General features: G+C 73.3%; 24 protein-coding genes, 3 tRNA genes and 1 pseudogene. 10 read left to right on the forward strand and 18 right to left on the reverse strand.

Annotated elements, in window-relative coordinates; all coding sequences use genetic code 11:
• Positions 1-11 precede the first annotated feature (11 nt).
• Positions 12-698: an IclR family transcriptional regulator gene (locus ACN267_RS17545; protein WP_088646078.1), complete on the forward strand. Its 687-nt coding sequence runs from the start codon at positions 12-14 to the stop codon at positions 696-698.
• A gap of 364 nt (positions 699-1,062) precedes the next feature.
• Here the strand turns inward: ACN267_RS17545 and ACN267_RS17550 are convergent.
• From ACN267_RS17550 to ACN267_RS17565, 4 genes are all read right to left on the reverse strand, one after another.
• A tRNA-Glu gene (locus tag ACN267_RS17550) sits at positions 1,063-1,138 on the reverse strand.
• Positions 1,139-1,569: 431 nt separating this feature from the next.
• Positions 1,570-1,642, reverse strand: a tRNA-Glu gene (locus tag ACN267_RS17555).
• A gap of 139 nt (positions 1,643-1,781) precedes the next feature.
• A tRNA-Gln gene (locus tag ACN267_RS17560) sits at positions 1,782-1,853 on the reverse strand.
• A 107-nt stretch (positions 1,854-1,960) separates the two neighbouring features.
• Positions 1,961-2,764: a fumarylacetoacetate hydrolase family protein gene (locus ACN267_RS17565; RefSeq protein WP_204956810.1), complete on the reverse strand. Its 804-nt coding sequence runs from the start codon at positions 2,762-2,764 to the stop codon at positions 1,961-1,963.
• 153 nt (positions 2,765-2,917) lie between these two features.
• Here ACN267_RS17565 and ACN267_RS17570 point away from each other — a divergent pair, with 153 nt between their 5' ends.
• From ACN267_RS17570 to ACN267_RS17585, 4 genes and pseudogenes are all read left to right on the forward strand, one after another.
• Positions 2,918-4,483: a hypothetical protein gene (locus ACN267_RS17570; RefSeq protein ID WP_421489147.1), complete on the forward strand. Its 1,566-nt coding sequence runs from the start codon at positions 2,918-2,920 to the stop codon at positions 4,481-4,483.
• A 33-nt stretch (positions 4,484-4,516) separates the two neighbouring features.
• Positions 4,517-4,642, forward strand: a complete 126-nt coding sequence (locus ACN267_RS17575) for a hypothetical protein (protein ID WP_255553770.1) — start codon at positions 4,517-4,519, stop codon at positions 4,640-4,642.
• Positions 4,600-5,541 (forward strand): 3-methyladenine DNA glycosylase, encoded by a 942-nt coding sequence (locus ACN267_RS17580; RefSeq protein WP_421490437.1) that lies wholly within the window; start codon positions 4,600-4,602, stop codon positions 5,539-5,541. Before ACN267_RS17575 ends, ACN267_RS17580 begins: the two co-directional genes overlap by 43 nt.
• Positions 5,542-5,726: 185 nt before the next feature.
• Positions 5,727-5,897: pseudogene (locus ACN267_RS17585) on the forward strand (3-methyladenine DNA glycosylase); the annotation flags it as partial.
• Between the two features lie 42 nt (positions 5,898-5,939).
• On the opposite strand, the gene ACN267_RS17590 reads toward ACN267_RS17585, so the two are convergent.
• The 9 genes from ACN267_RS17590 to ACN267_RS17630 all read right to left on the reverse strand — a co-directional run bounded on the left by ACN267_RS17590 (position 5,940) and on the right by ACN267_RS17630 (position 13,004).
• Positions 5,940-7,094 (reverse strand): cellulose binding domain-containing protein, encoded by a 1,155-nt coding sequence (locus ACN267_RS17590; RefSeq protein WP_421489148.1) that lies wholly within the window; start codon positions 7,092-7,094, stop codon positions 5,940-5,942.
• Positions 7,095-7,182: 88 nt separating this feature from the next.
• A complete protein-coding gene (locus tag ACN267_RS17595) occupies positions 7,183-7,581 on the reverse strand; it encodes a DUF4180 domain-containing protein (protein ID WP_204956806.1) in 399 nt (132 codons plus the stop codon).
• A 131-nt stretch (positions 7,582-7,712) separates the two neighbouring features.
• Positions 7,713-8,138, reverse strand: coding sequence for an alternative ribosome rescue aminoacyl-tRNA hydrolase ArfB (gene arfB / locus ACN267_RS17600; protein WP_088641642.1), 426 nt, complete (start codon positions 8,136-8,138; stop codon positions 7,713-7,715).
• 9 nt (positions 8,139-8,147) lie between these two features.
• A complete protein-coding gene (locus ACN267_RS17605) occupies positions 8,148-8,285 on the reverse strand; it encodes a hypothetical protein (RefSeq protein WP_204956805.1) in 138 nt (45 codons plus the stop codon).
• A 52-nt stretch (positions 8,286-8,337) separates the two neighbouring features.
• Entirely contained in the window at positions 8,338-9,201 is an 864-nt protein-coding gene (locus ACN267_RS17610) for a S1C family serine protease (RefSeq protein ID WP_204956804.1), read from the reverse strand.
• Positions 9,202-9,258: 57 nt separating this feature from the next.
• Complete coding sequence (locus ACN267_RS17615) at positions 9,259-10,218, reverse strand: VWA domain-containing protein (RefSeq protein WP_421489149.1); 960 nt, start codon at positions 10,216-10,218, stop codon at positions 9,259-9,261.
• Positions 10,215-11,210: a DUF58 domain-containing protein gene (locus tag ACN267_RS17620; RefSeq protein WP_421489150.1), complete on the reverse strand. Its 996-nt coding sequence runs from the start codon at positions 11,208-11,210 to the stop codon at positions 10,215-10,217. Before ACN267_RS17620 ends, ACN267_RS17615 begins: the two co-directional genes overlap by 4 nt.
• Entirely contained in the window at positions 11,207-12,256 is a 1,050-nt protein-coding gene (locus tag ACN267_RS17625; RefSeq protein WP_088641647.1) for an AAA family ATPase, read from the reverse strand. The genes ACN267_RS17620 and ACN267_RS17625 overlap by 4 nt, the downstream gene beginning before the upstream one ends.
• 226 nt (positions 12,257-12,482) lie before the next feature.
• Positions 12,483-13,004 (reverse strand): hypothetical protein, encoded by a 522-nt coding sequence (locus ACN267_RS17630; protein ID WP_204956802.1) that lies wholly within the window; start codon positions 13,002-13,004, stop codon positions 12,483-12,485.
• A 397-nt stretch (positions 13,005-13,401) separates the two neighbouring features.
• Between ACN267_RS17630 and ACN267_RS17635 the strand changes: the two genes are divergently transcribed.
• Positions 13,402-14,337 carry an endonuclease/exonuclease/phosphatase family protein gene (locus ACN267_RS17635; RefSeq protein ID WP_281903194.1) on the forward strand — a complete coding sequence of 312 codons (936 nt, stop codon included), beginning with the start codon at positions 13,402-13,404 and terminating at the stop codon, positions 14,335-14,337.
• Positions 14,338-14,352: 15 nt separating this feature from the next.
• On the opposite strand, the gene cimA is transcribed toward ACN267_RS17635, so the two are convergent.
• Positions 14,353-15,936, reverse strand: a complete 1,584-nt coding sequence (gene cimA, locus ACN267_RS17640; protein WP_204956800.1) for a citramalate synthase — start codon at positions 15,934-15,936, stop codon at positions 14,353-14,355.
• A 287-nt stretch (positions 15,937-16,223) separates the two neighbouring features.
• On the opposite strand from cimA, the gene ACN267_RS17645 reads away from it, so the two are divergent.
• Both ACN267_RS17645 and ACN267_RS17650 read left to right on the forward strand, forming a co-directional pair.
• Positions 16,224-16,682, forward strand: a complete 459-nt coding sequence (locus ACN267_RS17645; RefSeq protein ID WP_204956799.1) for a PRC-barrel domain-containing protein — start codon at positions 16,224-16,226, stop codon at positions 16,680-16,682.
• Positions 16,683-16,760: 78 nt separating this feature from the next.
• The gene (locus tag ACN267_RS17650) at positions 16,761-17,516 is read left to right on the forward strand and encodes a tyrosine-protein phosphatase (protein WP_421489151.1); all 756 of its coding nucleotides are present in this window, start codon (positions 16,761-16,763) and stop codon (positions 17,514-17,516) included.
• Positions 17,517-18,215: 699 nt separating this feature from the next.
• Here the strand turns inward: ACN267_RS17650 and ACN267_RS17655 are convergent.
• The gene (locus ACN267_RS17655; protein WP_204956797.1) at positions 18,216-19,313 is read right to left on the reverse strand and encodes a branched-chain amino acid aminotransferase; all 1,098 of its coding nucleotides are present in this window, start codon (positions 19,311-19,313) and stop codon (positions 18,216-18,218) included.
• Between the two features lie 111 nt (positions 19,314-19,424).
• Positions 19,425-20,456: a 3-isopropylmalate dehydrogenase gene (locus ACN267_RS17660; protein ID WP_204956796.1), complete on the reverse strand. Its 1,032-nt coding sequence runs from the start codon at positions 20,454-20,456 to the stop codon at positions 19,425-19,427.
• 221 nt (positions 20,457-20,677) lie between these two features.
• Between ACN267_RS17660 and ACN267_RS17665 the strand changes: the two genes are divergently transcribed.
• Positions 20,678-21,553 (forward strand): FAD:protein FMN transferase, encoded by an 876-nt coding sequence (locus tag ACN267_RS17665; RefSeq protein WP_421489152.1) that lies wholly within the window; start codon positions 20,678-20,680, stop codon positions 21,551-21,553.
• A 358-nt stretch (positions 21,554-21,911) separates the two neighbouring features.
• Positions 21,912-22,268 carry a hypothetical protein gene (locus tag ACN267_RS17670; protein ID WP_204956794.1) on the forward strand — a complete coding sequence of 119 codons (357 nt, stop codon included), beginning with the start codon at positions 21,912-21,914 and terminating at the stop codon, positions 22,266-22,268.
• Between the two features lie 85 nt (positions 22,269-22,353).
• Here ACN267_RS17670 and serA read toward each other — a convergent pair whose 3' ends face one another.
• Entirely contained in the window at positions 22,354-23,952 is a 1,599-nt protein-coding gene (gene serA, locus ACN267_RS17675) for a phosphoglycerate dehydrogenase (protein WP_204956793.1), read from the reverse strand.
• A 516-nt stretch (positions 23,953-24,468) separates the two neighbouring features.
• Complete coding sequence (gene ilvC, locus ACN267_RS17680) at positions 24,469-25,482, reverse strand: ketol-acid reductoisomerase (RefSeq protein WP_204923743.1); 1,014 nt, start codon at positions 25,480-25,482, stop codon at positions 24,469-24,471.
• Positions 25,483-25,497 lie beyond the last annotated feature (15 nt).

Below are 25,497 nucleotides of genomic sequence, written 5' to 3' on the forward strand. Positions count from 1 at the left end.
TGGGACACAGTATGAGCGGTGTCGGCGTGCTCGACAAGGCGGTGGTCATCCTGGCCGCCTGTGTCGACGGCGCCAGCCTGGCCGAACTCGTTGAACGCACCAAGCTGCCCCGAGCCACCGCACACCGGCTGGCCCAGGCCCTGGAGATCCACCGGATGCTGGTCCGGGACACCCAGGGGCGATGGCGTCCCGGGCCCCGGCTCGGCGAGCTGGCCAACGCGGCACCGGACGTCCTGCTGACCGCCGCCGAGCCACTCCTGGCCGCGCTGCGCGACGCCACCGGGGAGAGCGCCCAACTCTACCTGCGCCGGGCCGACGAACGGGTCTGCGTGGCCGCCGCCGAACGGGCCAGCGGCCTGCGGGACACCGTGCCGGTCGGCTCGGTGCTGCCCATGACGGCCGGCTCCGCCGCGCAGATCCTGCTCGCCTGGGAGCCGCCCGAGGCGGTCATGCCGCTGCTGCCCCGGTCCAAGTTCACCGGCCGCACCCTCGCCGAGGTACGCCGCCGGGGCTGGGCGCAGAGCGTCGCCGAACGGGAGGCCGGTGTGGCGAGCGTCTCCGCCCCCATCCGGGACCGCACCGGCCGGGTGATCGCCTCGATCAGCATCTCCGGCCCGATCGAACGCCTCGGCCGCCGCCCCGGCGAACGCCACGCCATGGCCGTCGTCCGCGCCGGCCAACGCCTCTCCGGCCTCTAACCACCCACCCCCTCTCCACCCCGCCCACCCCGCCCTGCCCCGCCTCCCCCGCCCCGCCTCGCCTGCCGCGCCCTGCCTCGCCTCGCCCTGCCTCGGTGATCAAGAAGTTTGCGTCATGTTTAGAGATCAAAGTGACGCAAACCTCTTGATCACGTGACGCAAACCTCTTGATCACCGAGGCGAGAGCGGCGGGGCGCAGGTGAGACCGGGGAGGGTGAGCGTGGCAGGGGCGGGTCGGCGCGGCCGGGGGCGAGGGCGGGGGCGGGGGCGGTGTGACCGGCGGGGCGGGCGGCGCGGGGGGAGGCTGGAAGCGAGGGGGAAACGGCGATCGGCCCGCCTCGCGAGGCGAGACGGGCCGATCGTGTGGTAGCCCCGACCGGATTCGAACCGGCGCTACCGCCTTGAGAGGGCGGCGTCCTGGGCCACTAGACGACGGGGCCAGGCACTTTTTCCTGCTTCACCACCCCGTGGGGCGGTGCGGCATTAGTCTAACGGCACCGGCACCCGGCCCCCGAGACGGGGGTCGGCATCCCGGCGAGGTCGGTGCCCGGGTGGCGAAACAGGGGTGTCCAGCGGCCGGGACAGCGCGACATCACCACCCGAGCGGGCTCCACCGCACGCCCAGCCCCGCACGAGCCGAGCCGGGGCCGGGCGCACGAGCCGGGGCCGGGCGCACGAGCCGGGGCCGGGCGCACGAGCCGGGGCCGGGCGCACGAGCGGATCCGCACAAGCCGAGCGGGCCGCACGAGCCGGGGCTGGGCGCACGAGCCGGGGCCGGCCGATCGGGCCGGCCGGGCACGCGCAAGGCCGGGGCTGCCCGGGACGCGAAGAAGCCCGTCCCAGGCAAACGTGGGACGGGCTGTCAGCGTTGTAGCCCCGACCGGATTCGAACCGGCGCTACCGCCTTGAGAGGGCGGCGTCCTGGGCCACTAGACGACGGGGCCAGAACATAGCTAGTGCTTCCCTGCCCTGCCGGGCGGGGAAGCTGCACTCTATCAGAGATCAACTTCGCCCCGACGAACGGGACGGAGCGATCGCCGTCAGAATCCAGCGTCCGCGTATTCGGGTGAACCCGCGGTTGCGCTGGGGTACCAGGACTCGAACCTAGACTAACTGAACCAGAATCAGTTGGGCTGCCAATTACCCCATACCCCATTGGCCCCTTGTGGCGCCGGGAAGGAACTTTACCCTCCCCGCGCCAACAGGCCAAATCCAATCCCCCAAACCGCCCTTGAGCTGCGGAAACAGGGGTGTCGTACGGGTCAGGCGACCGGCACCACCGAGTTGGTGAGCTCGCCGATCCCCTCGATCCGTACGGTGACCGTATCCCCGTCCGTGAGCGGACTAACCCCGGCCGGGGTGCCGGTCAGCACCACGTCCCCGGGCAGCAGGGTCATCACGTGCGAGATGTACGACACCAGCGCCGGCACGTCGAAGACCATGTCCTTGGTCCGGCCGAGCTGACGTACCTCCATCTCGTCCGGGTCGCGCCCCACCTCGCAGCGCACCTCAAGGTCGGAGACGTCGAGCCCGGTGGTGATCCAGGGGCCGATGGGGCAGAACGAGTCGAAGCCCTTGGCCCGGGTCCACTGCGAGTCGGAACGCTGGAGGTCCCGCGCGGTGACGTCGTTGGCGCAGGTGTAGCCGAAGATGGCCTTCGCCGCGGTGGCCCGGTCGACCCGGCGGGCCCCCGGCGCGCCGATCACCACGGCCAGCTCGGCCTCGTGTTCCACCTGCTTGGAGAAGATCGGCAGCCGGATCGCGTCCCGGGGGCCGATCACCGAGGTGGACGGCTTGAGGAAGAGCAGCGGCTCCTTCGGTACCTCGTTGCCGTGCTCGGCGGCGTGCTCGGCGTAGTTACGCCCCACACAGACCACCTTGCTGGGCAGGATCGGCGACAGCAGCCGCACGTCGGAGAGCGCCCACCGGGCGCCGGAGAACTGGATCTGCCCGAACGGATGGCCCTCGATCTCGGCGACGGTCAGGCCCTGTGGCCCGGCCTCCGGTTCGCCCTCGACGACCCCGAACGACATTCCCTTGGCATGAGCGAAACGAGCGATACGCACCGGGCCAATCTATCCCCACCCCCGGCGTCGCCCGTTGACCACCGGGACGTCGGCGCAGCGTAGGCCATCGGTCGGCGCGGCGGGCGGGGTTCGGCGCTTCGTACCCGCCCGGAGGGTGCGCGCTCCTAACGTCGGCTCCGGAGGTTCGTTGGTATGCCTGCATCGAGACGACACCACAGGGCCCTCGCGGTTTTCGTGAACTGCCTGGGCATTCTCGCCGCCGTGCCGGCGCTGCCCGGCGCGGACCCCGCGCCCCGCGCGCCTGCGGCCACCCCGGTGGCGGCCACCACGTCGACCGGCCCGCAAGCGGGTCGGGCACCGGCGGCGGCACCCACCGGCCTGGCGGAACAGGGCCCGGCACCGGCGGGACAGGGCCCGGCACCGGCGGAAGCGGTCACCCGGGCCCGGCCGACGGCCACCGCCCGCCCCGCCGTACCGGCCCACCTCGCCGCCCGGGAGACGCCGTCTCCCCGGCCGGCGCGGGCCGCCCCCGGCGTGGCGGCCAGCGGCGCGGTCGTGCCGGTCACCCCGACCGCGCCCGCCCCCGGGATGACCACCGCCGGCAACCCGGGCGCGCCCCGGCCGGCACCCCAGGTCACGGTGGCCGTGGCACCCGCCGCGACCACGGTGCCGGGTTACCGGATCATGGTGCGCAACACGGGCGGCTCGACGGTGCAGACCATGGTCCGGCAGGAGCTGCCGGCCGGCACCTCGACCACCGCGGTCAGCGCGGGTGGCCTGGTCACCCGGCCGGGTGGGGCGGGCTCGGGCGGGGAGGTCACCTGGCGGCTAGTCCTACCGGCCGGGGCGACCCGGACCCTGGACACCGCGTTGGCCGCCGCCGCGCCGGGCCAGGCGCTCACCGCGCCGGCCTGCGCGTACACCGGTGACGGCGACCAGCCGTACGACTGCGCGACGGCCACCTGGCACAGCGCGGCGACCCCGGAGGCGGTGGTGCCCGCGACGCCGACCTGGCGGCAACCGCCGATCCTGCTCGGCGCGACCCTGGTGGTGCTGGCGCTGCTGGCCGGCGCGCTCTGGTGGTGGCGGCGGGCCCGGCGACGGGTGGGCGGGATCGAGCCGACCGGCACCGCGCCGGTGGCGGCCGGCACCGCGCCGTACGCGGGCGGCCCGGCGGCCCCGGGCGGCGGGACGGTGTACCCGCGCCCCGCCGTACCCGGACAGGTGAGGCGACGCCGCAGCCCGTCGGTGTGGCTGGTGGTGGGGGTGGCCGCGACGGTGCTGGCCGGGGTGGTCTTCGCCGCCGCCTGGACGGCCACCCGCGAGGTCGCCGCCATCGACACCACCAAGCAGCCGACTGCCGGGGCGTGGACGGGCACCACGATGACCGGTCCGGTGGGCACCCCGCTGCGGGAGAAGGCGTTCGAGTTCACCGTCTACCGGGTGGCCTGCGCCACCGCGCGGGTGGCCAGCCAGCAGTGCCAGGCCACGGTCGGGGTGCGCAACCTCACCCCGGAGCAGCAGAGCTGGCACGGTCAGCTCCAGCGCGCGTACCTGCCCGGTGGCAGCTGGGTGAGCACCGACGAGGACGCCACCCGGCTGGCGAACCTGGGACGCGACGTCTTCGCCCAGCCCGTCTCGGCGGGCAGCAGGGTGGTGTTGCCGCTGGTCTTCACCGTGCACGGCGCGCAGAAGCCGAAGCAGTTGGAGTTGCGCAGCGGGGTGTTCTCCGCCGGGGTCCGGGTGGACGTGCCCTGACCGGGGGCGGGCGGCGGTCGTACCCTCAGGGGTGTGACCACCGCCCTCGCCCCCGCCGCCCTCGACGCGGCCGACTGGCAGGCCCGGCGGGCGGCCCACGCGGCGCGGGTGGCCACCTGGCTGGACCACGAAGCGGACAAAAAGGGTCCGAACCGTTGACCAACATCCCCGCCGCAAGCTGGCTTCCCCTCCTGGAAGCTCACGAGAAGCGCGCCGACTCCCTTACCGCAGGCCACCGCGCCCGCAAGGCCACGAGGGAGCGCCACGCGATCGATGACTTCTTATACGACTACTACGGCACCCGACCCTCCGTGCTCCGACGGTGGCACCCCGGCGTGGGCAGCTCCTTGGAACCGGGACCGCACGGCTCTGCCCCACACCGGCAGTGGCGTTGGTATGCCACGGACGCGGACGGGATCGTGAGCTTCGACGTCGCAGCGTTCCTTGCCGACCGGGCTGAGTCGGTGCGCTTCATCCACCGACTGTTGTCCGCCATCTCGTCACGACCGGCCTTCACCGGCTGCTTCGGCCTGCACGAGTGGGCGATGGTGTACCGCCAACGCGAGCATCGGCATCCGCTCCCCCTGCGACTTGGGCAAGAGGGAACTGACGCGGTAGTCGAGTCTCACCAGATCCGCTGCACGCACTTCGATGCGTTCCGGTTCTTCACCCCTGACGCAGTCAGCCTCAACCGGCTCCAACCAACGAGGGAGAGCCAGGTAGAGCTTGACCAGCCGGGCTGCTTGCATGCCTCGATGGACTGCCACAAGTGGGCAACCAAGCTAGGCCCTGCGGTTCCGGGGGATCTGGCGCTCGACTGCTTCGAGTTGGCGAGGGACATCCGGCTGCTCGACATGCAGGCGTCCCCGTACGACTTCTCCTCCTACGGGGAACCGACGGTGGCCATCGAGACACCCGAGGGCAAGGCCGAGTACATCGCTCGTCAACGCGAGTTCTCGCAGCGCGCGGGCCGACTACGCGCCCGGTTGATCGATGTGTGTGCGTCGCTGCTTGAGGGAGCGGAGCCACCGGCAAGGTGGGGGGGCATGACCCCCTGAGACACCCTCTCCGCACCGCTACGTCATAGCATCCGCCATCTTGCCCCGGTTCCAAGGTTGCCCAGGAGCGGGGATCTGGCTCTTGACCTGGGAAGACAGCGCTGCCTGGCTGACGCCCTTGAGGCCGCCGACCCGGGCCAAGGGTGGCGCACCTGGCGGAACGCCGATACGCACCACCACCGCGTAGAGGCCGTCCGCGCTCACTGGCCGCCCTCGGTTACCCGCCGGTGCGGGTGGAGACCGCCGAGGGCAGGGCCGAGTACGCGGCGGCGCAGCGCGGCTTCGCCGAGCGGGCCGCCGTGCTGCGCGCCCGCCTGCTGACCGCCCTGGACCACGCCATGTCGGCTGCCGGCTGACCCGGGCGGGGGTCCGGGCCGGGGCCCGGACCCCCGGGCGGGTCAACTGGCGGTGCAGGTCGCCGTGGGGGCGGTGGCGGTGCCGGTGTTGGTGCCGAGGAACCCGAAGGTGGCCTCGGCGGCCGGGGCGAGCGCCCCGTTCCAGTTCACGTTGCGGGCGGTGACCGCGCTGCCGGTCTGGGTCAGCTCGGCGTTCCAGGTCTGGGTGATCTGCTGTCCGGCGGGCAGGGTGAAGGTGACCCGCCAGCCGGTGGTCCGTGCGGTGCCGGTGCTGCGGACGGTCACCTCGCCCTGGTGCCCGCCCTGCCACTGGTTGGTGATCCGGTAGCTGGCGGTGCAGGCCACCCCGGCCGGCGGCGAGGTGGTCGGCGGGTCGACAGTGGGCGACCCGGTGGGCGGGACCGTGGGGCTGACCGTCGGGCTCGGCGGGCCGGTCGGGGTGGGCGAGCCGGTCGGGGTGGTGCTCGGGGTGACCCCGCCGAGGGCGGCCACCAGCGCCGGGTACCACCGGTCGGACATCTTCTGGTCGCCTGCCGCGTTGGGGTGCACCCCGTCGTAGGTGTCGGTGGTGGTGCTGAACCCGGTCCACTGGTCGACCACGACGATCGGCGACGCGGCGGTGGTCTTCCCCGCCGCCCAGCCGTCGATCGTGGCGTTCAGGGCCACCGCCCGCTGCCCGCACTCGGCGCAGCTCGACGGGGCCATCGGGATGATCTTCGCGACGATGATCCGCATCGCCGGGTTGCTGGCCCGCATCTGGTCCACCAGCTTCGAGTACGCGGCAAGGATGGTGGCCGGGGGAATGTTGCTCCACACGTCGTTGGTGCCGAAGTGCATGAGCACGACGTCGGGGTGGGTCGCGGCGAGCCAGCCGGGCAGCAGGTTCTGGTTGGCGACGTTCGTCACCAGGTAACCGCCGTGGCCCTCGTTGTCCCCGTCGTACGGCTGCCCGCAGCCCTGCGGGCCGAGGGTGCCGACGAAGTCGACGTCGGTGTGGCCGGTGGACTGGAGACGGTTCCACAGCAGGGACCGCCAGCAGCCGGGCGAGCCGGTGATCGAGTCGCCGAGCGGCATGACGCGGACCGGGGTGGCGGCGGCGGGACGGGCCGCCGGGGTGGCGACCAACCCGACGAGCAGGGTGAGCGGAACTGCCGCGAACGCGGCGAGCAGGGCGGAGAGGAAAGGCCTTCGGAGCATGGTGAGGGGACTCCTGTCACGTGACGACGTGCGGTCGGTGACGGCCCGGTTGCTCCCACGGACATCCCACCAGACCGGCCGCCCCGGCTCAACGCCCTCCCGCATCCTGGCGAAGCGCTTCGACACGCAGCCGTTCCTCCAGCTCGGCCGTGGTGTCGACGAACCAGAGCTGGTCGCCCCGGTTGGCCTCGACGACGAAGTCGCGCAGGGCGGTGCTCCGCCCGACGTGCCCCGAGATGTCTCCGACCACGGCCAGCCGCAGCCGGTAGTTGACGAACTTCTGCACCACCGCGCCCGCCACCCCGGTACGCAGCGTGAAGAACTCGACGGCGAGCCGGCGTACCGGAAGCACCACCAGGCCGACCCCGTGACCCAGCGCCGCGCCGATCACGTCGGTGGCGTCGTCGCCGCCGCAGATCCTCGGCCCGTCGGGGGCACCGGCGAGCGCGGTGACGCCGGCGAGGGTGACCAGGGTGTCGGTGGACATGCCCGCCAGCCTAGGCAGCGCCGGCCCGCCCCGGCCCGGGTTTTCCGTCACCGGCGCACCGCACCGCGTCACCGGCGCACAGCACCGCGTCGACGGTGCCGCCGCCGGGACCCGACCGGCGCGGGCGGCGGTCAGTCGCCGTCGGCACGACGGTCCCGTTTGCGCTGGGACTGGCGCTTCTTGTCGGCCAGCCGGCGTTCCTTGGCACCCCGGGAGGGGCGGGTGGGACGCCGGGGCGGCGGGGGCGGGGCGACGGCCTCGCGCAGCAGGGCGACCAGCCGTTCCCGGGCCGCCTCCCGGTTGGCCAGTTGCGCGCGGTGCTCGCTGGCGGCGATGGTGAGCACCCCGTCTACGAGCCGGCCGGCGAGGCGTTCCCGTACCCGCTCGCGCAGCGCCGGGGGCAGGCTGGTGGTGCCGGCCACGTCGAAGCTCAGCTCGACCCGGGAGTCGGTGGTGTTGACCCCCTGCCCACCCGGCCCGGACGAACGCGAGAACCGTTCCCGCAGCTCGGCGGCGGGCACGGTCCACCGGTCGGTCACCCGTAGTCCGTCGTCCATCCGGCGAGGTTAGCGCCCCCGGTCGCCGGTGGGCGTCACGGTCGCCGAGGGTGCCGGTTCGGCCCGGTCGTGGTCGGGCCCGACGGTGGCGTAGGCGACCGCGCCGAACAGCAGCAGCGCGATCACCCCGACCCGGGTGAAGACCACCCGGACCCCACCGCGCCGGTGGGCACGGCGGCCCGGCCCGGGTCCTCCGGGCTCAGCCGCCCTTGCCGATGATGGTGTCGGCGGTCTGCTGCACCTGGTCGATGGGGATGGCGAAGCCGATGCCGATCGAGCCGCTGCCGTCGATGGTGGCGATCGCCGTGTTCACCCCGACCACCTCGCCCCGGGCGTTGACCAGCGGGCCGCCGGAGTTACCCGGGTTGATCGACGCGTCGGTCTGCACCGCGCTGCGCCGGTTGGTGCCCAGCCGTACCTGCCGGTTGAGGGCGCTGACGATCCCGGCGGTCACCGTGCCGGCCAGGCCGAGCGGCGAGCCGACCGCGAGCACCGGTTCGCCGACCCGGGTGGACCGGGGCTTGGCCAGCGGCAGCGGGGCCAACCCGGCGGCCGACGGCACCTTCAGCACGGCCAGGTCGCTGCCGGGTTCCCGGCCCACCACCTCGGCGGCGTACCGGCGGCCGTCGGGCATCTCCACGGTCACCGCGCCACCACCCCCCTTGGCCAGGATGTGGTCGTTGGTGACGATGTGCTGTTCGTTGTCGATGGCGAAGCCGGAGCCGGTCGCCGACTGCCCGTTGGCACCGCCGCCGACCAGCACGGACACCACCCCGGGAACGGTCTTCTGGGCGGCGGTGACCAGTTCCGCCGGCACCGGGGCGGCGGAGGCCGCCGTCGGACCCGCCCCGCCCTGGCCGGCCACCCAACCGCCGGCCGCCGCCCCGGAGACGGTGGACAGGGCGACCACCGCCACGGCGGTCCACAACCGGCCACGCCAGCGCCGCCGGGACGGGTCCTCCCCCGGATCGGGTACGTCCCACCGGTGCCGGCCGTCCGGCCCCAGGTCGGGTGAGAGGAACCAGGGACCCCGGGGTTCCCCCAGACCGGTCTGTACTGCCATACGTCCGCTCCTCACTGTTGCGACGGATCAGGGGCAGGTGGGCCCGCGTCGTCCCGCTCAGGGCAGGCGGGAGAACCAGCGCATCGACCCGGCCGCCGCCCCCATGGCGAAGACCAGCCCGAGCCCGATGAACCGGGCGGAGATGTCCTGGCGTTCCTTGCGGTAGCCGACGGAGGAGCCGATGTCCTCGTAGACGTCACGCAGTTCGGCACTGCTGCCGGCCTCATGGAACCCGCCCCCGGTCTGGTCGGCGACCTCCCGCAGGGTCTGCCCGTCGACCGGCACCTGGATCGGGCGGCCACCGCGGTCGACGAACCCGCCAGGGGTCCCGAACGAGATGGTGTGCACCGGCACCTTCGCCGCGACGGCCGCCGCGGCGGCCTCCATCGGGTCCGCGCCTGACGTGTTCGCCCCGTCGGAGAGCAGGACGACCCGGGCCGGCGGCGGTTGCTTGGCCGCCTTCTCGTCGAGGCTCTTGACCGCGCCGAGACAGGCGCTGATCGCCTCGCCGATGGCGGTGCCCTGCACCCCGGTGATCCCCTCGGCGAGCCGGTCGATCCCGTCGTGCAGGGCACCCCGGTCGGTGCTCGGCGGCACCAGCACCGCCGCGCTGCCGGCGAACGCGACCAGCCCCACGTTGAACTCGTCGGGCAGCCCGTCGACGAAGGTCCGGGCGGCCTCCTTGGCGGCGGTCAACCGGTCCGGTTCCACGTCGGTGGCGAGCATCGACGTGGAGACGTCCACGGCGACCATCACGGTGGCCCGCTCGCGGGGCACCCGTACCTCGGCGGTGGGCCTGGCGAAGCCGACCACCAGCAGAGCCAGCATGGCCAGGAAGAGCCCGGCGGGCACGTGCCGCCGCCAGGCGGGGCGTTGCGGGGCGACCCGGTCGAGCAGCCGCAGGTTGGTGAAGCGGACCGCGTACCGGCTGCGGCGGCGCTGCGCCAGCAGGTAGCCGGCGGCCAGCGCGGCCACCCCGAGCAGCAGCAGGAGCCGGACGGGTGACTGCCAGTTCACGCGGCACCTCCCCGGGAGGCGGCGGGCGCGGCCGCCAGCCGACGCTGGGCGTGCACGTGCCGCACGATGTCGGCGGTCCAGTCCCGGTCGGTGCGCAACGCCAGGTGACCGGCCCCGCTGCGGCGCAGCGCGCGGGTCACCTGGGCGCGTTGCGCGGCGGCGGCGTCGGCGTACCGGCGGCGCAACTCCGGGTCACCGGTCCACACCTCGCGCCGCCGGCCGGTCTCCGGATCGACCAGGGTGATCAGGCCGACGTCGGGCAGCTCCAGCTCACGTGGGTCGGTCACCTCGACCGCGAGCACCTGGTGCCGGGCGGCGAGGCGACGCAGCGCCGGCTCCCACGGGGTGGGGGCGTCGGGGTCGTCGGGCAGCCCGTCGAGGAAGTCGGAGACCACCACCACCAGCCCCCGCCGGACGGCGGTCCGGTGCATCGCCGCGAAGGCCGCGGCCAGGTCGGGGCCGACCGGCGGGCCGGTCGGTGGCTCGGCGTCCGCCCGGGGGGCGTGCAGCAACGCGCGGAGCAGGCTCAGCAGGTGGGTACGCCCGCTGCGGGCGGGGAACCGGCGCAGCCCGTCGCGGCCGAGCACCTGTGCGCCGAGCCGGTTGCCGGTGCCGGCGGTGAGGAACCCGACCGCGGCGACGGCCGCCACCGAGAGTTCCCGTTTGTCCAGTTCGGCGGTGCCGTACTCCATGCTGGGGCTGGCGTCGACCAGCAGCCAGGTGGTCAGCTCCCGGTCGGCGTCGACCTCGCGGACGTGCGGGACGGTGGTACGGGCGGTGACCGCCCAGTCCATCCGGCGTACCTCGTCCTCGCCGGGGCGGTACTCGCGGCTGCCGGCGATCTCGCTGCCGGGGCCGGGCAGCAGACCACGCAACTGGCCCTGGAGCAGCCCGTCCAGCCGGCGGGTGACGGTCAGTTCGAGGCGGCGCAGCCGCCGTTCGGGGGCGAGGTCGGCAAGCGTCGGGCCGGCCAGGGGTGCCGGGGCGTTCACGCCGCCGCCAGGTCGGGCGTGTACTCGGGGTGGCCGGTGGCGAGCACCGGGGGCGGCACCGCCTGGACCAGCCGGTGCACCACCGCCTCGGCGCTGACCCCGTCGGCGACCGCGTCGAACGAGAGCACCAGCCGGTGGGCGAGCACGTCGACCGCGAGTTCGCGGACGTCGTCGGGGAGCACGTACTCGCGGCCCCGCAGCAACGCCTGGGCGCGGGCGGCGGCGACCAGGCCGAGGGTGGCCCGGGGGCTCGCCCCGTACGCCAGCAGCGGGGCGATCTCCGGCAGCCCGAAGCGGCCCGGGTCGCGGGTGGCGAGGATCAGCCGGACCACGTACTCGGCGAGCGCGTGGTGTACGAAGACCTGGGCGGCCCGGCGCTGGTAGTCACGCAGCCGGACCGGGTCGAGCACCTGGCGGGGGCGGGGCCGGTCGCTGCTCATCCGGTAGAGGATGGCCAGCTCGTCGGCGTCGCCCGGGTAGTCGACGACGATCTTCATGAGGAAGCGGTCCCGCTGCGCCTCGGGGAGCTGGTAGACCCCCTCGGACTCGATCGGGTTCTGGGTGGCCAGCACCAGGAACGGCTCCGGCACCGGCCAGCTCCGCCCGCCGATGGTGACCTGCCGTTCGGCCATCGCCTCCAGCAGCGCGGACTGCACCTTGGCCGGGGCCCGGTTGATCTCGTCGGCGAGCACCAGGTTGGCCATGATCGGGCCCAGCTCGACGTCGAAGTTCTCGGTCGAGGCCCGGTAGATCCGGGTGCCGACGATGTCGGAGGGGACCAGGTCGGGGGTGAACTGGATGCGGGTGAAGGTGCCGCCGACGACGGTGGCGAGGGTCTGCGCGGCCAGCGTCTTGGCCACGCCGGGCACCCCCTCAAGGAGGCAGTGGCCGTCGGCGATCAGCGCGGTGAGCAGCCGTTCGACGAGTCGGTCCTGCCCGACGATCACGCGTTTGACCTCGAAGAGGGTCTGTTCCAACTCGGCGCCCGCCGCGTCGGCATCGACCGGGCGGGGCAGGCTGGCCAGGGTGTCCGAGATGTCCGTCACGGTGCTTGCTTCCCGGGGTCACCGCCCGGCAAACGTCGGAATTTCCGGCCCCGACGGGCCGATTCGCCCCGGACAGGGACGACCGGCCCGGCGGGGCGGCAACGCCGTGCGGCGGCGCAATGCGGGTGTCACCGGACGATCCGCGCCCCACCCGTCACGGACAGGAGGTCCACAACGGACGGTGCCGACCCCCGGTGGGGGCCGGCACCGCCGACGGGTCCGCGCCTCAGTTGGCGACGAACAGGTGGAACGGCTTGCTCGACACCGATCCGCTGGAGCTGTACGTCTGGATGAAGACGCCGTTCGGTGTCTGGTTGCGCGGGGCGACCGCGATCTCGCCGGCCGGCGGCACGTTGAACTGGTCGTTGGTGCCGATGGTGGCCTGGAACGCCTTTCCGACCACGCTGTAGTCGAGCAGCACCTGGTACTGGCCGGTGCCGTACTTGGTCGACGACACGACGTTCGCCGAGTGCTGGAGCAGGGTGCCGTCGCTGGCGACGACCGCCCAGGCGACCGAACCCGAGGCCGGCGGGGCGAGCGAAGCCTTCAGCGCCGCGCGGGCCTGCTTGGCTTCGGCCGCCGTCACCGGCGGCTGACCGGTGGCACCGGCCAGCCGCGCCCCGGGCTGAGCCACCTCGGCCGGGGCCTTGGTCGCCGGTTGCGCGACGGCGATCCCGCCGCCGGCCAGGGTGAGCGCCAGGACGCCGAGCGTCACCGCCGCCGCCTTACGCCTGAAGAATGTGGCCATGACAGGTCTCCCTTTTGTGACCGTGGCAATACGGCCGACCCACCGTACGGCGAGCCGGATGGAGATGGTGCGATCGAGCCGGAATGGACGCGGGCGGAAAGCCTTCCACCCGCGCCGGAAATAGTGAAGAAGAAACATTTCCGACCGGCCTGAGCTGGGAAAACTACGCTCTGTTGCGGCACCTCAACGAGGAGGAACGTAGCACCACGAAAAGCGGAGCGTCAATAGCACACCAACCCGTTTTGCCATCTCGAAAACGATGTTGGAAATTGCGAAACGTGAAGTCTCGACCGTTCATGGAACGGCTCCGCGCCCGGCGGGGGCGGCATCGGCCGCTAGGCTGGCCGCCGTGCTGACGACCCCGGCGCCGGCCACCGCCCGCCCTCGCGCCGTCCCGCTGATCTGCTGGCTGGCGGTGGCACCCGGCCTCGTCTGGGCCGTGGTCCGCCTCGTCGGGTTGGACCGGGGCCCGCTCGTGCAGGCGCTCGCCTTCACCCCGTACGTGGCGGGAGGCAGCCTGCTGGCCCTGATGCTGGCCCTCGCCCTGCGGTGCCGGTGGCCGGCGGTGGCCGCGGCGGTGGCGGCGCTGGCCCTCCTCGGCGCGGTGGTACCCCGTGCGCTACCGGACCGGCAGCAGGCGACCCGGGGGCCGCAACTGCGGGTGCTCACCGCCAACCTGCTCGCCGGCAACGCCGACGCGGCCACCCTGGTCGAACTGGTCCGCCGCAACGAGGTGGACGTGCTCACCGTGCAGGAGTTCACCCCGGCGGCGCGGGACGCCCTCGACCGGGCCGGCCTCGCCGACCTGCTCCCCCACCGCCAACTCAACCCCGAGGTGGGCACCACCGGCTCCGGGCTCTACGCCCGGTTCCCCCTCACCGGCGGCGGTTTCCGGCGCAATACCGGGTTCGCGTTCACCCAGGCGTACGCGACGGTGGCGGTGCCCGGCGCACCGGCGCTGCGGGTGGAGTCGGCCCACCCGGCGGCACCCTGGTCGGTCGGGGTGGTCGACGAGTGGCGCACCGACCTGGCGGGCCAGCCGCGCGCCACCCCCGACGGACAGCTCGGCATCCTCGCCGGGGACTTCAACGCCACCCTCGACCACTCCCCGCTGCGTGCCCTCCTGGCCAGCGGCTACGTCGACGCCGCCGACGCCGTCGGGGCCGGGCTGGTGGGCACGTGGGGCCCGTACGACGGCGACCCGATCCCGCCGGTCACCATCGACCACGTCCTGGTCGACCGCCGGATCGCCGTCCGTGCGGTCACCGTCCACCGGGTCCCCGCCACCGACCACCGCGCCGTGCTGGCCACCCTGCGCCTGCCCGCCCCCTGACGCCGGGAGGTCGGCTCACACCGCCGCGCGGTCGAGGCCGTAGGTGAGGGCGTCGACCAGGGCGTGCCAGGACGCCTCGACCACGTTGGGGTGCACGCCGACGGTGGTCCAGTCCCGGCCGGTGCCGTCGGCGGTCTCCACCAGCACCCGGGTCACCGCCCCGGTGCCGTGGGTGCCCTCCAGGATGCGCACCTTGTAGTCGGCCAGCTCGAAGTGACGCAGCTCCGGGTAGTACCGGGTCAGCCCGACCCGCAGCGCCTCGTCGAGGGCGTTGACCGGGCCGTTGCCCTCGGCGGTGGCGATCACCCGCTCACCGCGTACCCGGATCTTGACGGTGGCCTCGGAGACCACCGCGCCGTCCTCCCGGTGCTCGACCAGCACCCGGTACGACTCCAGCGCGAACGGTCGCACCGGGGCGGCGTCCGGCAGCTCGGAGCGGACCAGCAACTCGAACGACGCGTCGGCGGCCTCGAACGACCAGCCGCCCGCCTCCAGCTCCTTGACCCGGGTGGTCACCTTCGACACGGCGTCCGGATGGCCGGCCAGGTCAAGACCCAGCTCGCGGCTCTTCAGCTCGATGCTGGCCCGGCCGGCCATCTCGGTCACCAGGATCCGCATGTCGTTGCCCACCACCGACGGGTCCACGTGGTTGTAGAGCAACGGGTCGACCTTGATCGCGCTCGCGTGCAGCCCCGCCTTGTGGGCGAAGGCGGCGGCCCCGGCGTACGCCTGGTGGGTGTCGGGGGCGATGTTGGCGATCTCGGAGATGGCGTGCGAGACCCGCACCATCTGTTCCAGGCAGCCGTCGGGTAGGACGGGCAGCCCGAGCTTGAGCTGGAGGTTGGCCACGACGGCGAAGAGGTCGGCGTTGCCGGGGCGCTCGCCGTACCCGTTGGCGGTGCCCTGCACGTGCCGGACCCCGGCCTCGACGGCCGCGATGGTGTTGGCCACCGCGCAGGCGGTGTCGTTCTGGGCGTGCATGCCGAACAGTTCCGGGGCGATGCCGGTCCGGGCGGTCAGGTCGGCGATCGCGGCGGTCACCCGGGACGGCAGCATCCCGCCGTTGGTGTCGCAGAGCACGAACCGTTCGGCACCGGCGGCGAGCGCGGCCTCGACCACCGAGGCGGTGTACGCCGGGTCGTGCCGGAACCCGTCGAAGAAGTGCTCGCCGTCGACGAAGACCCGTCGTCCTTCGGCGACCAGGTGGGCGACCGTGTCCCGGACCATCGCCAGGTTCTCCGCGCCGGTGGTGCGCAGGGCGCGTTCGACGTGCCGGATGTCGGCCTTGGCGACCAGGGCGACGGCCGGGGTCTGCGCGTCGAGCAGCGCCCGCACCTGTGGGTCGTCGGCGACGGCGACCCCGGCCTTGCGGGTGGCCCCGAAGGCGACCAGCAGGGCGTGCCGCAGGTCCAGTTCGGTGCGGGCCCGACGGAAGAACTCGGTGTCCTTCGGCACGGCACCCGGCCATCCGCCCTCGATGAAACCGACGCCGAACTCGTCGAGCAGCCGGGCCACCGCCAGCTTGTCGATCACCGAGTAGCTGAGCCCCTCGCGCTGGGCGCCGTCGCGCAGCGTGGTGTCGTAGACCTGGAACGTCATCGCGAGTCCCTTCCTTCGGACCGTCGAACCTTGCGGGGGGCAACAAAAAGACCCCCCGCGGATGCGGGAGGTCTGCGCGCTCGGCAGAGGGGAGGCCGGCGCGCTAGCTGCCAATAATGCGGGCGGAGCTGGTCACGGTCGCCACTCTGCCACTCCCACCCGAATCTGGGAGACAGAATCCACATCCCGGGACGGGGTGTGTGGGACGTCTCCCCTCGGGTACCTCAGATGCGGACACGAAGCGCTTTTCTCCGATAACGACTACGACAGTCGAGGCAGGAGTTCCCATGGACAGGCTCGATCCGCACACCGCCCACGGCACCACCGACCCGATGGTCGACGACGGCCAGGGCGCGATCGCCGGCGGTGCCCCCGGCGGGGCGTTCAACCCCTGGAGCTACCGCGACGAGGCCGGGGTCGCCGACGCCGACCTGGTCGGCTACAAGGTCGAGGCGACCGACGGCGGCATCGGCAAGATCGACGAGGCGAGCCACGAGGTCGGCGGCAGCTACCTCGTCGTCGACACCGGCCCGTGGATCTTCGGCAAGAAGGTGATGCTCCCCGCCGGCACCGTCAACCAGGTCGACCACGACGACCGGAAGGTCCACGTCGACCGCACCCGGGACCAGATCAAGGCCGCTCCCGAGTACGACGAGACCAGCCACGGCGACGCGGCCTACCGCGACAAGCTGGGCGGCTACTACGACGACACCTACGGCAACCTGCCGCCCGGCACCGCCCGGTAGCCGGCAGGCACAACTGTCGATCGACGGTAACGGTCGGCGGGGCGGCGTGCTCGCCCCGCCGGCCGTTACCGTGTGCGGGTGAACCCCACCGAGAACAGCCGGCGTATCCCGTTCTCCGCGATGTTCAACTTCCGCGACGTCGGCGGCTATCACGGCCACGACGCACGTACCGTCCGCTGGGGTCGGCTCTACCGCTCGGACTCCCCGCACCGCATCGACGGCACCGACCGGGAGGCGTTCGCCGCGCTCGGCATCCGTACGGTGATCGACCTGCGCCGCCCGACCGAGGTGGACCGGGACGGCCGGGTGCCCGACCTCGACGGCCTCGCCTACCGGCACATCCACCCCGAGCACGCCGACTGGGCGCTGAGCCGCCACGAGCCGGAGGCCAGCCTGGCCCGCTACCTCGCCGACCGGTACGCCGACCTCGCCGAGACCGGCACCGCCGGGCTGGCCGAGGCGGTCGGGCTGATCGCCGACAGCGGCAACGCGCCCGTCCTGGTGCACTGCGTCGCCGGCAAGGACCGCACCGGCATCGTCTGCGCGCTGACCCTGTCCGTGCTCGGCGTCGACGACGAGCAGATCGCCGAGGACTACGCGCTGAGCAGCGAGGCGTCCCAGCGGTTCAGCGCCTGGCTGGCGGCGTCCATGCCGGAGGCCGAAGCACCGCCCGCGCCCTTCCTGGGCTCCCCCGCCGAGGCGATGTCGCTCTTCCTCGCCGAGCTGCGCCAGCGGCACGGTTCGATCGAGGACTACCTGCGGCACGCGGGCGTCACCGACGACCAGCTCGCCGCCCTGCGCGACCACCTGCTGGAGCCGCCCGCGCTGCGGTGAGCGCACCGCCGACGTTCCGGCAGCGGGCGTCGGGCACGTCGGTGCCCGACGCCCGCTTCTGCCGACGCGCCCCGCGCCACCCGCGCCCGCTTCTGCCGACGCGCCCTGCCAGCCCTGAGAATCGCCACCGGCGGGCGGGGCGACAGGTCGGGGCCCAGACCCTCCAGATGCCCGGGTGCGTCCTTTAGAGCTGATGACGCAAACGAGTCAGCATCACCCCGGCGACCGCGACACCCGCAGCGCGCCGAAGCGAGCCGGGACGAGCCCAAGCGCGACACGCAGCCCGAGCGCGACACGCAGCCCAAGCGGGACGCTCGACCCGAGCGGGACACGCAGCCCGAGCGGGACACGCAGCCCGACCCGAGCGGGACACACAGCCCAAGCGGGACACGCAGCCGGGGTGGAAGGGCGCAGCCCGAGTGGGCCGGTGCGGCGTAGCCCACCGAGCGACGGGCGTCCCCTACCGGCTGTCACCGCCGGCCCGACCGTTGGCGCAGGCAGAGCGGCCACAGCTCGGCTGATTCGTCGACGTCATCAGCTCGAAAGGACGCACAGACATGGTTACCTGCCCGGCCGGGAAGTACCACAGCACGCTGTCCGGAGCAGCCCGTCGGCTCCGGCTCCGGACGCGGGCGGCCGACCGTCGGGGCCCACCCCCACGCCAGCGACGAGGGGCGGGCCGGAGGACAGCCGGGGTGGTCAGCGGATGTGGGTGACCCAGCCGTGCGGATCGGGTGCGTCACCCCGCTGGACCGCCACCAACTGCTCCCGCAGCGCCGCGCTGGCCCGGCCCGGCTCACCGCCGCCGATCACGAACTCGCCGCCGGGGTGCCGTACCCGGGCGATCGGGGTGATCACCGCGGCGGTGCCGCAGGCGAAGGCCTCGCGCAGCCGGCCGCTCGCGGCGTCGGCCTGCCACTCGTCGAAGCTCACCGGACGCTCGACGACCCGGTGCCCGGAGGCGGCGGCCAGGGCGAGCAGCGCGTCCCTGGTGATGCCCGGCAGGATGGTGCCGGTCAGCGGCGGGGTGACCAGGGTGTCGTCGTCGTAGACGAAGAACACGTTCATGCCGCCCAGTTCCTCGACGTAGCGACGCTCGACCGCGTCGAGGAAGACCACCTGGTCGCAGCCGGCCTCGATCGCCTCGGCCTGGGCCGACAGCGACGCCGCGTAGTTGCCGCCGCACTTGGCCGCGCCGGTGCCGCCGGGGGCCGCCCGGGTGTAGTCCGGCGAGACCCAGACGGTGACCGGCTTCACCCCGCCGGCGAAGTAGGAACCGGCCGGTGAGGCGATGACGCAGTAGAGATACTCCCGGGACGGGCGGACGCCGAGGAACACCTCGCTGGCGAACATGAACGGCCGCAGGTAGAGGCTGGCGTCGGCGGCGTCGGGGATCCAGTCCCGGTCGATCTCGACCAGCTTGCGCAGCGACTCGACGAACAGCTCCGCAGGCAGTTCCGGCATGGCCAGCCGCCGGGCGGAGGCGATGAACCGGGCCGCGTTGGCCTCCGGCCGGAACATGGTCACCGAGCCGTCGGCCCTGCGGTACGCCTTCAACCCCTCGAAGATCTCCTGCGCGTAGTGCAGGACGGCGCTGGCCGGGTCCATCGGGATCGGCGCGCGGGCCTCGACCCGGGGGTCGTACCAGCCCTTGCCGTCGGCGTACCGGATGGTCACCATGTGGTCGGTGAAGACCCGGCCGAAGCCGGGGTCGACCAGCAGGGCGGCCCGCTCGGCGGCGGATACCGGCGCGGGATTCGGACGGATCTCGAAATCGAGCATGTCACCACCGCTCATCGCGCTGACCTCCCTGCGGATCGACGGCACGCGGGAACCACGCACCGGGCTGACGTCCCAGAAAACCTACCCCGAACGGTCGTTCAGTGGATAGCTCCACGTCCCGCGGGGTCAGGCCACCGCCTGCGCGGCGAGCCGGTCCCCCACCTCGTCGGTGCGCAACGCCACACCCGGCGTCCGGCCGGCCAGCTCGGCGGCGACCGCGCCGGTCACCCGGGCGGCGGCGTCGGCGTGGCCGAGCTGGTCGAGCAGGAGCGCGGCGGAGAGCACCGCGGCCACCGGGTCGGCGACCCCCTTGCCGGCGATGTCCGGCGCGGAGCCGTGCACCGGCTCGAACATCGACGGGTACGCCCCGGTGGGGTTGATGCAGCCGCTGGCGGCCAGGCCGATCCCCCCGGTGACCGCGGCGGCGATGTCGGTGAGGATGTCGCCGAAGAGGTTGTCGGTGACCACCACGTCGTACCGCTGGGGCTGGGTGACCAGGAACATGGCGGCGGCGTCGACGTGCTGGTACTCGGTGGTGACGTCGGGGTGCTCGGCGGCGACGGCCGCGAAGGCACGGGCCCACAGCGAGCCGGCGTGGGTCAGCACGTTGGTCTTGTGCACCAGGGTGACCTTGCGCCGCTCCCGGCGACCGGCCCGGGCGAAGGCGTCCCGGATGACCCGCTCCACCCCGTGCCTGGTGTTCAGGCTCTCCTCCGTGGCCACCTCGGCCGGGGTGTCCCGGTGCAGGCTGCCGCCGGCCCCGGCGTAGAGCCCCTCGGTGCCCTCCCGGACGACGACCAGGTCGACCTCGCCCGGCTTGACGTTGGCCAGCGGGCCGGGCACCCCGGGCCAGAGCCGGGACGGGCGCAGGTTGACGTACTGGTCGAAGGCGAAGCGCAGCTTCAGCAGCAGGCCCCGCTCCAGCACGCCCGGCGGCACGGTGGGGTCGCCCACCGCGCCGAGCAGGATGGCGTCGTGGCCGGCCAGCTCGGCCAGCACCGAGTCGGGCAGCACCTCGCCGGTGCGGTGGTACCGCGCCGCGCCGAGGTCGTACCGGGTGGCCTCGACGCCGGGAAGCACGGCGTCGAGGACCTTGAGGGCCTGCGCGACCACCTCGGGTCCGATCCCGTCCCCGGCCACCACCGCGATCCGTGCCACCTGCTGCTCCTCACCTCGTCCGCTGAGCGCAACGGTACGTCCCCGTCCCGCCTCCCGGTACGCGCCTTCCACCATCTGGGAGAGCGAAATGCTCAGCAGGCTCCCAGGCAGCATTCATGGTGCGGTCATCTCCACTGCCTAGGGTCGGTGCAGGACGGGTCGTGGGGGCCCGGGACGGACCGGCCGCGACGGCGCGGCACCGTCGGCGAAGGAGCAGGATGATGCGGACCGAGCAGCAGCGGGGGCCAGGCCGACTGGACGAGCAACCGCGCACCCGCTGGGTGGACCAGAAGGCGTTCTCCCGCCGCCGTCCCGACCTGCGCCTGGGCACCCGCAGCCACCGCCTCGACCGCGCCGGTGACCCGTCCGGCGGGCGGATCGCCGTGCAGCACTCCGTCCGGACCGGCACCGCCGAATACTCGCTCCTGCTCAACGCCCCCGAGGAACTGGGCCGCCGGGCGGTCGGCGACGCGCTACGCGACGCCGTCGCCGAACTGCGGGCGATCGACCTCACCTACGGGCCGAACCGGCCGCAGAGCCTGGTCTCCCGGCTGCGGCGCGGCGAGATCAGCCCCGAGTCGTACCCGCCGCTGACCGACCTGGTGGACCGCTGCGCGGCCATGCGGGCCGCCACCGACGGCTGGTTCGACGCCTGGGCCGTCCCCGGCGGCTTCGACCCCGGCGGCCTGCTCAACGGCTGGGCGGTGGAACGGGCCGCGACCCGGCTGCGCGCCGCCGGCATCACCGACTACGCGGTGCTCTCCGGCGCCGACCTGACGGTACGCGGGCACGCCGCGCACGGCGGCCCGTGGCGGGTGGCGGTGCACCACCCGACCGACGGCCGGCGGACCCCGCTGGTGCTGGAGATGACGGCCGGCGCGGTGGGCACCTCCGGGGTCACCGGCCGGCAGGGGCACGTGGTCGACCCGCACACCGGCGAACCGGCCGGACAGCTGGTCGCCGCGACCGTCGTCGGCCCGGACCTGGCGGTGGCCGACGCCTACGCGACCGCGTTGTACGCGGCCGGGCCGGTGGGACTGTCGTGGTTCCGCGCCGACTCGGCCTATCAGGCTCTCTTCGCCCACCGACGCCGCTGAGCGGTGTCGCGGCGTGTCGGCCGACCTGTGGAGGGGGTCCACGGGGTGGCGCGGTCGACGGGCCGGCGATCGGCCCCCACGGTCTCGGCAACGACCGTGGGGGCCGGTCAGCGACGAGTGCGCGTGGCTCGCGCATTCGAGGGGTGCGGACCGGCCGGCCGGACGCTCGGCCCCGTCACCCGAAGACGGGTCGACTTCCGACTTTCCCGATGACCGCACCGGTACGCTAGCGAATCGACGCAACTCGACGCAAGAGTCTCCACAGCGGACCGTGTTTCTCCGTACACTCTCGACCACTCGTGGCGATCACGGCGGGTCAGTGTCGCTCGGGCGTCCGGGTGATGGCACGCTGTCCGCCGTGAGTTTCGATCTGAGCGTGTGGGCCCTGCACGACGGAGCCACGCCCGAGGACGTCCGGGCCGCGGTGCGGCAGTGCCACGAGGGACGGCACGGCGAGCGGTATCCGGACCCCCGGGTGGTCGCCTTCTACCGCGCCATCACCGCCTCGTACCCCGACCGGCCCGCCCATCAGGGCACCCCGTGGGAGGTGTCGCCGCTGCACGCGGCGGCCGACCACGTGGCGCTGAACCTCGTACCGACCTGCGACGACCAGGTGCTGCTCGACATCGAACGGCTGGCCGGGGAGTACGACCTGATGCTCTTCGACCCGCAGGACGGTTCGGTCTACCCGCCGCCGTCGCGCCTGGCCCGCTGACCGCACCACCCGGGACGCTCGGGTGTGGACGGCGGAGGGCCCGGCCGTGCGGCCGGGCCCTCCGTGGTGAACCGTGCGGGTGCGACTACTCGTCGCGCAGGTCGGCCGCGCTGGCGGCGGTCGCCCCGATCGAGTCGGCGGCCGAGGTGAGCAGGTCCGCCCCGAGCGCCTGGTCGACGGTGAGGGTCATCAGGGTCTCGCCGCCGGCCTCCCGACGGGCCACCTGCATGGCGGCGATGTTGATGCCGGCCTCGCCGAGCAGCGTGCCGACGGTGCCGACCACGCCCGGCCGGTCGACGTACCGCAGGAAGAGCAGGATGCCCTCCGCGCCGATCTCCACGTCGAAGCCGTCCACCTCGGTCAGCTTGATGACGTCGCGGGCGCCGGTGTGGGCGACCGTGCCGGAGACGCTGACCGTACGGCCGTCGGGCAGCGCGCCCCGCACGGTGACCAGGTTCGGGTGGTCGACCGTCTCGGCCAGGGTGGCGAGGGTCACCTCGACGCCCCGCTCGGCGGCCAGGTGCGGCGCGTTGACGTAGGTGACCTGGTCCTCGACCACGGAGCTGAACAGCCCCTTGGTGGCGGCGAGCTTCAGCACCGACACGTCGTGGTTGACGATCTCGCCGCGCACCTCGACGGTGACGCTGGCGGCCACCCCGCCGGCCACGGCGGTGAACGCCCGGCCCAGCTTCTCGGCCAGCGGCAGCAGCGGCCGGACGTCCTCGGCGACGACCCCGCCGGCCTGCACGTTCACCGCGTCCGGCACGAACTCGCCCTGCAACGCCAGCTTGACGCTCTTGGCCACGGCCAGACCGGCCTTGTCCTGCGCCTCGTGGGTGGAGGCGCCCAGGTGCGGGGTGGCCACCACGTTGTCGAAGGCGAACAGCGGCGAGGAGGTGCACGGCTCCTTGGCGTACACGTCGACGCCGGCGCCGGCGACCCGGCCCTCGGCGATCGCGTCCGCGAGGGCCTGCTCGTCGACCAGGCCACCCCGGGCGGCGTTGACGATCCGGACGCCCGGCTTGACGATCGACAGCTCCTTCTCGCCGATCAGGCCGACCGTCTCCGGGGTCTTCGGCAGGTGGATCGAGATGAAGTCGGCCTCCCGCAGCAGTTCCTCCAGCCCCACCAGGCGGACGCCGAGCTGGGCGGCGCGGGCCGGCTGGATGTAGGGGTCGTACGCGATCAGCCGGGTGCCGAAGGCGGCGATGCGCTGGGCGAACAGCACGCCGATGCGGCCGAGGCCGACCACGCCGACGGTCTTGCCCTGCAACTCGACACCCGTGTACTTGGACCGCTTCCACTCGCCGGCCTTGAGCGCGGCGCTGGCGCTGGCGGTGTTGCGCGCGACGGCGAGCAGCAGCGCGACGGCCTGCTCGGCGGCGGAGACGATGTTGGAGGTGGGGGCGTTGACGACCATGACGCCCCGCGCGGTGGCGGCCGGGACCTCGACGTTGTCCAGCCCGACGCCGGCCCGGGCGACCACCTTCAGGCGCGGCGCGGCGGAGACCGCCTCGGCGTCGATCTGCGTGGCACTGCGCACGATGACCGCGTCGGCCTCCGCCAGCGCGGAGAGCAGTGCCGGGCGGTCGGTGCCGTCGACGTGGCGTACGTCGAAGTCGTGCGCGAGCACCTCGATGGCGGCGGGGGCGAGTTCTTCGGCGATCAGTACGACAGGATTCATCGGTCCTCGTAGACGTCGTATTAGGTTCGGCCGGGGCGACCGGGCGCCGCGATGCGCCCTGCGCCGATCCGTGCCATGGCCGTCAGGTGCCGGTCACGCACCTCACCAAGGATGGTAGGGGTCGCTCCCGCCGGCAGGTCCCGGTCTACGGGGTGAGGGCCCTCACACAGGGTTGTCGCACGCCTGTCATCCCCCGTTCATCCGGTCCGGGAGCACGGCGCGGGGGCCGATCGCGGTCGATGAGGCGACGATCACCCCGTCCCGCCTGGTGAACCGGCCACCGCGCACGGCGACGGCGACCGGCGGGACGGGTGAGCCGGGGCGGGTCCGGTGGCGGGCCGACGGGACGGGCGGCAGTGACCCGGCCCCGGCGCAGCCCCGGCCGCCCGGGAGATGGTCACGCAGAAAGCGGTATGACTGGCAGGCATATTTATGCCTGCCAGTCATACCGCTTCACGTCAGCAGATCACCCGGCCCACGACACGCCCGAGCCGGGGCACAGGTACGGCCGACGGGTCAGGCGGTCTCGGTGAGCGGGCGGTCCACCCAGCTCATCATCGAGCGCAGCTTCTGCCCGGTCTCCTCGATCGGGTGCGCCGCGCCCTCGGCCCGCCACTTGGCGAAGTTCGGCCGGCCCGCCTCGTCCTCGGCCACCCACTCGCGGGCGAACTCGCCGGACTGGATCTCACCGAGAATCTTGCGCATCTCCTCCTTGACCCGCGAGTCGACCACGCGCGGGCCCCGGGACAGGTCGCCGTACTCGGCGGTGTCGGAGATGCTGTACCGCATCCGGGCGATGCCGCCCTCGTACATCAGGTCGACGATGAGCTTCAGCTCGTGCAGGCACTCGAAGTAGGCCACCTCGGGGGCGTAGCCGGCCTCGGTGAGCACCTCGAACCCGGTCTGCACCAGAGCCGCCGCGCCACCGCAGAGGACCGCCTGCTCGCCGAAGAGGTCGGTCTCGGTCTCCTCGGTGAAGGTGGTCTTGATCGCGCCGGCCCGGGTGCCGCCGATGCCCTTGGCGTACGCCAGGGCGAGCGGGAAGGCGTTGCCGCTGGCGTCCTGTTCGACGGCGACCAGGCAGGGCACGCCCTTGCCGTCGACGTACTGGCGGCGGACCAGGTGGCCGGGGCCCTTCGGGGCGACCATCGCCACGTCCACGTCGGCCGGCGGGGTGATCAGGCCGTACCGGATGTTGAAGCCGTGCCCGAAGAAGAGCGCCTTGCCGGGGGCGAGGTTGGGGGCGATCGACTCGGCGTAGATGGTCCGCTGGGCGGTGTCCGGCGCCAGGATCATGATCACGTCGGCCTCGGCCGCCGCCTCGGCCGGGGTGAGCACCCGCAGGCCCTGCTCCTCGGCCTTGGGCCGGCTCTTGGAGCCCGCCGGCAGGCCGATCACCACGTCGACACCGGAGTCACGCAGCGACAGCGCGTGGGCGTGGCCCTGGCTGCCGTACCCGATCACGGCGACCTTGCGGCCCTGGATCAGGCCCAGGTCGGCGTCGTCGTCGTAGTAAACCTCAACGCTCATTGACTTCCCTTTCGT

The organism is Micromonospora sp. WMMD734 (genome assembly GCF_049178975.1).
Classification (GTDB): domain Bacteria; phylum Actinomycetota; class Actinomycetes; order Mycobacteriales; family Micromonosporaceae; genus Micromonospora; species Micromonospora wenchangensis.

Excerpts from the sequence above, each read along its gene's own strand:
- ACN267_RS17665 (WP_421489152.1), top strand. The coding sequence starts at position 20,678 with ATGCGGACCGAGCAGCAGCGGGGGCCAGGCCGACTGGACGAGCAACCG.
- ACN267_RS17645 (WP_204956799.1), top strand. The coding sequence starts at position 16,224 with ATGGACAGGCTCGATCCGCACACCGCCCACGGCACCACCGACCCGATG.
- ACN267_RS17545 (WP_088646078.1), top strand. The coding sequence starts at position 12 with ATGAGCGGTGTCGGCGTGCTCGACAAGGCGGTGGTCATCCTGGCCGCC.
- ACN267_RS17590 (WP_421489148.1), bottom strand. The coding sequence starts at position 7,094 with ATGCTCCGAAGGCCTTTCCTCTCCGCCCTGCTCGCCGCGTTCGCGGCA.
- ACN267_RS17610 (WP_204956804.1), bottom strand. The coding sequence starts at position 9,201 with ATGGCAGTACAGACCGGTCTGGGGGAACCCCGGGGTCCCTGGTTCCTC.
- ilvC (WP_204923743.1), bottom strand. The coding sequence starts at position 25,482 with ATGAGCGTTGAGGTTTACTACGACGACGACGCCGACCTGGGCCTGATC.
- serA (WP_204956793.1), bottom strand. The coding sequence starts at position 23,952 with ATGAATCCTGTCGTACTGATCGCCGAAGAACTCGCCCCCGCCGCCATC.
- arfB (WP_088641642.1), bottom strand. The coding sequence starts at position 8,138 with ATGGACGACGGACTACGGGTGACCGACCGGTGGACCGTGCCCGCCGCC.
- ACN267_RS17595 (WP_204956806.1), bottom strand. The coding sequence starts at position 7,581 with ATGTCCACCGACACCCTGGTCACCCTCGCCGGCGTCACCGCGCTCGCC.
- cimA (WP_204956800.1), bottom strand. The coding sequence starts at position 15,936 with ATGACGTTCCAGGTCTACGACACCACGCTGCGCGACGGCGCCCAGCGC.
- ACN267_RS17655 (WP_204956797.1), bottom strand. The coding sequence starts at position 19,313 with ATGAGCGGTGGTGACATGCTCGATTTCGAGATCCGTCCGAATCCCGCG.
- ACN267_RS17630 (WP_204956802.1), bottom strand. The coding sequence starts at position 13,004 with ATGGCCACATTCTTCAGGCGTAAGGCGGCGGCGGTGACGCTCGGCGTC.
- ACN267_RS17570 (WP_421489147.1), top strand. The coding sequence starts at position 2,918 with ATGCCTGCATCGAGACGACACCACAGGGCCCTCGCGGTTTTCGTGAAC.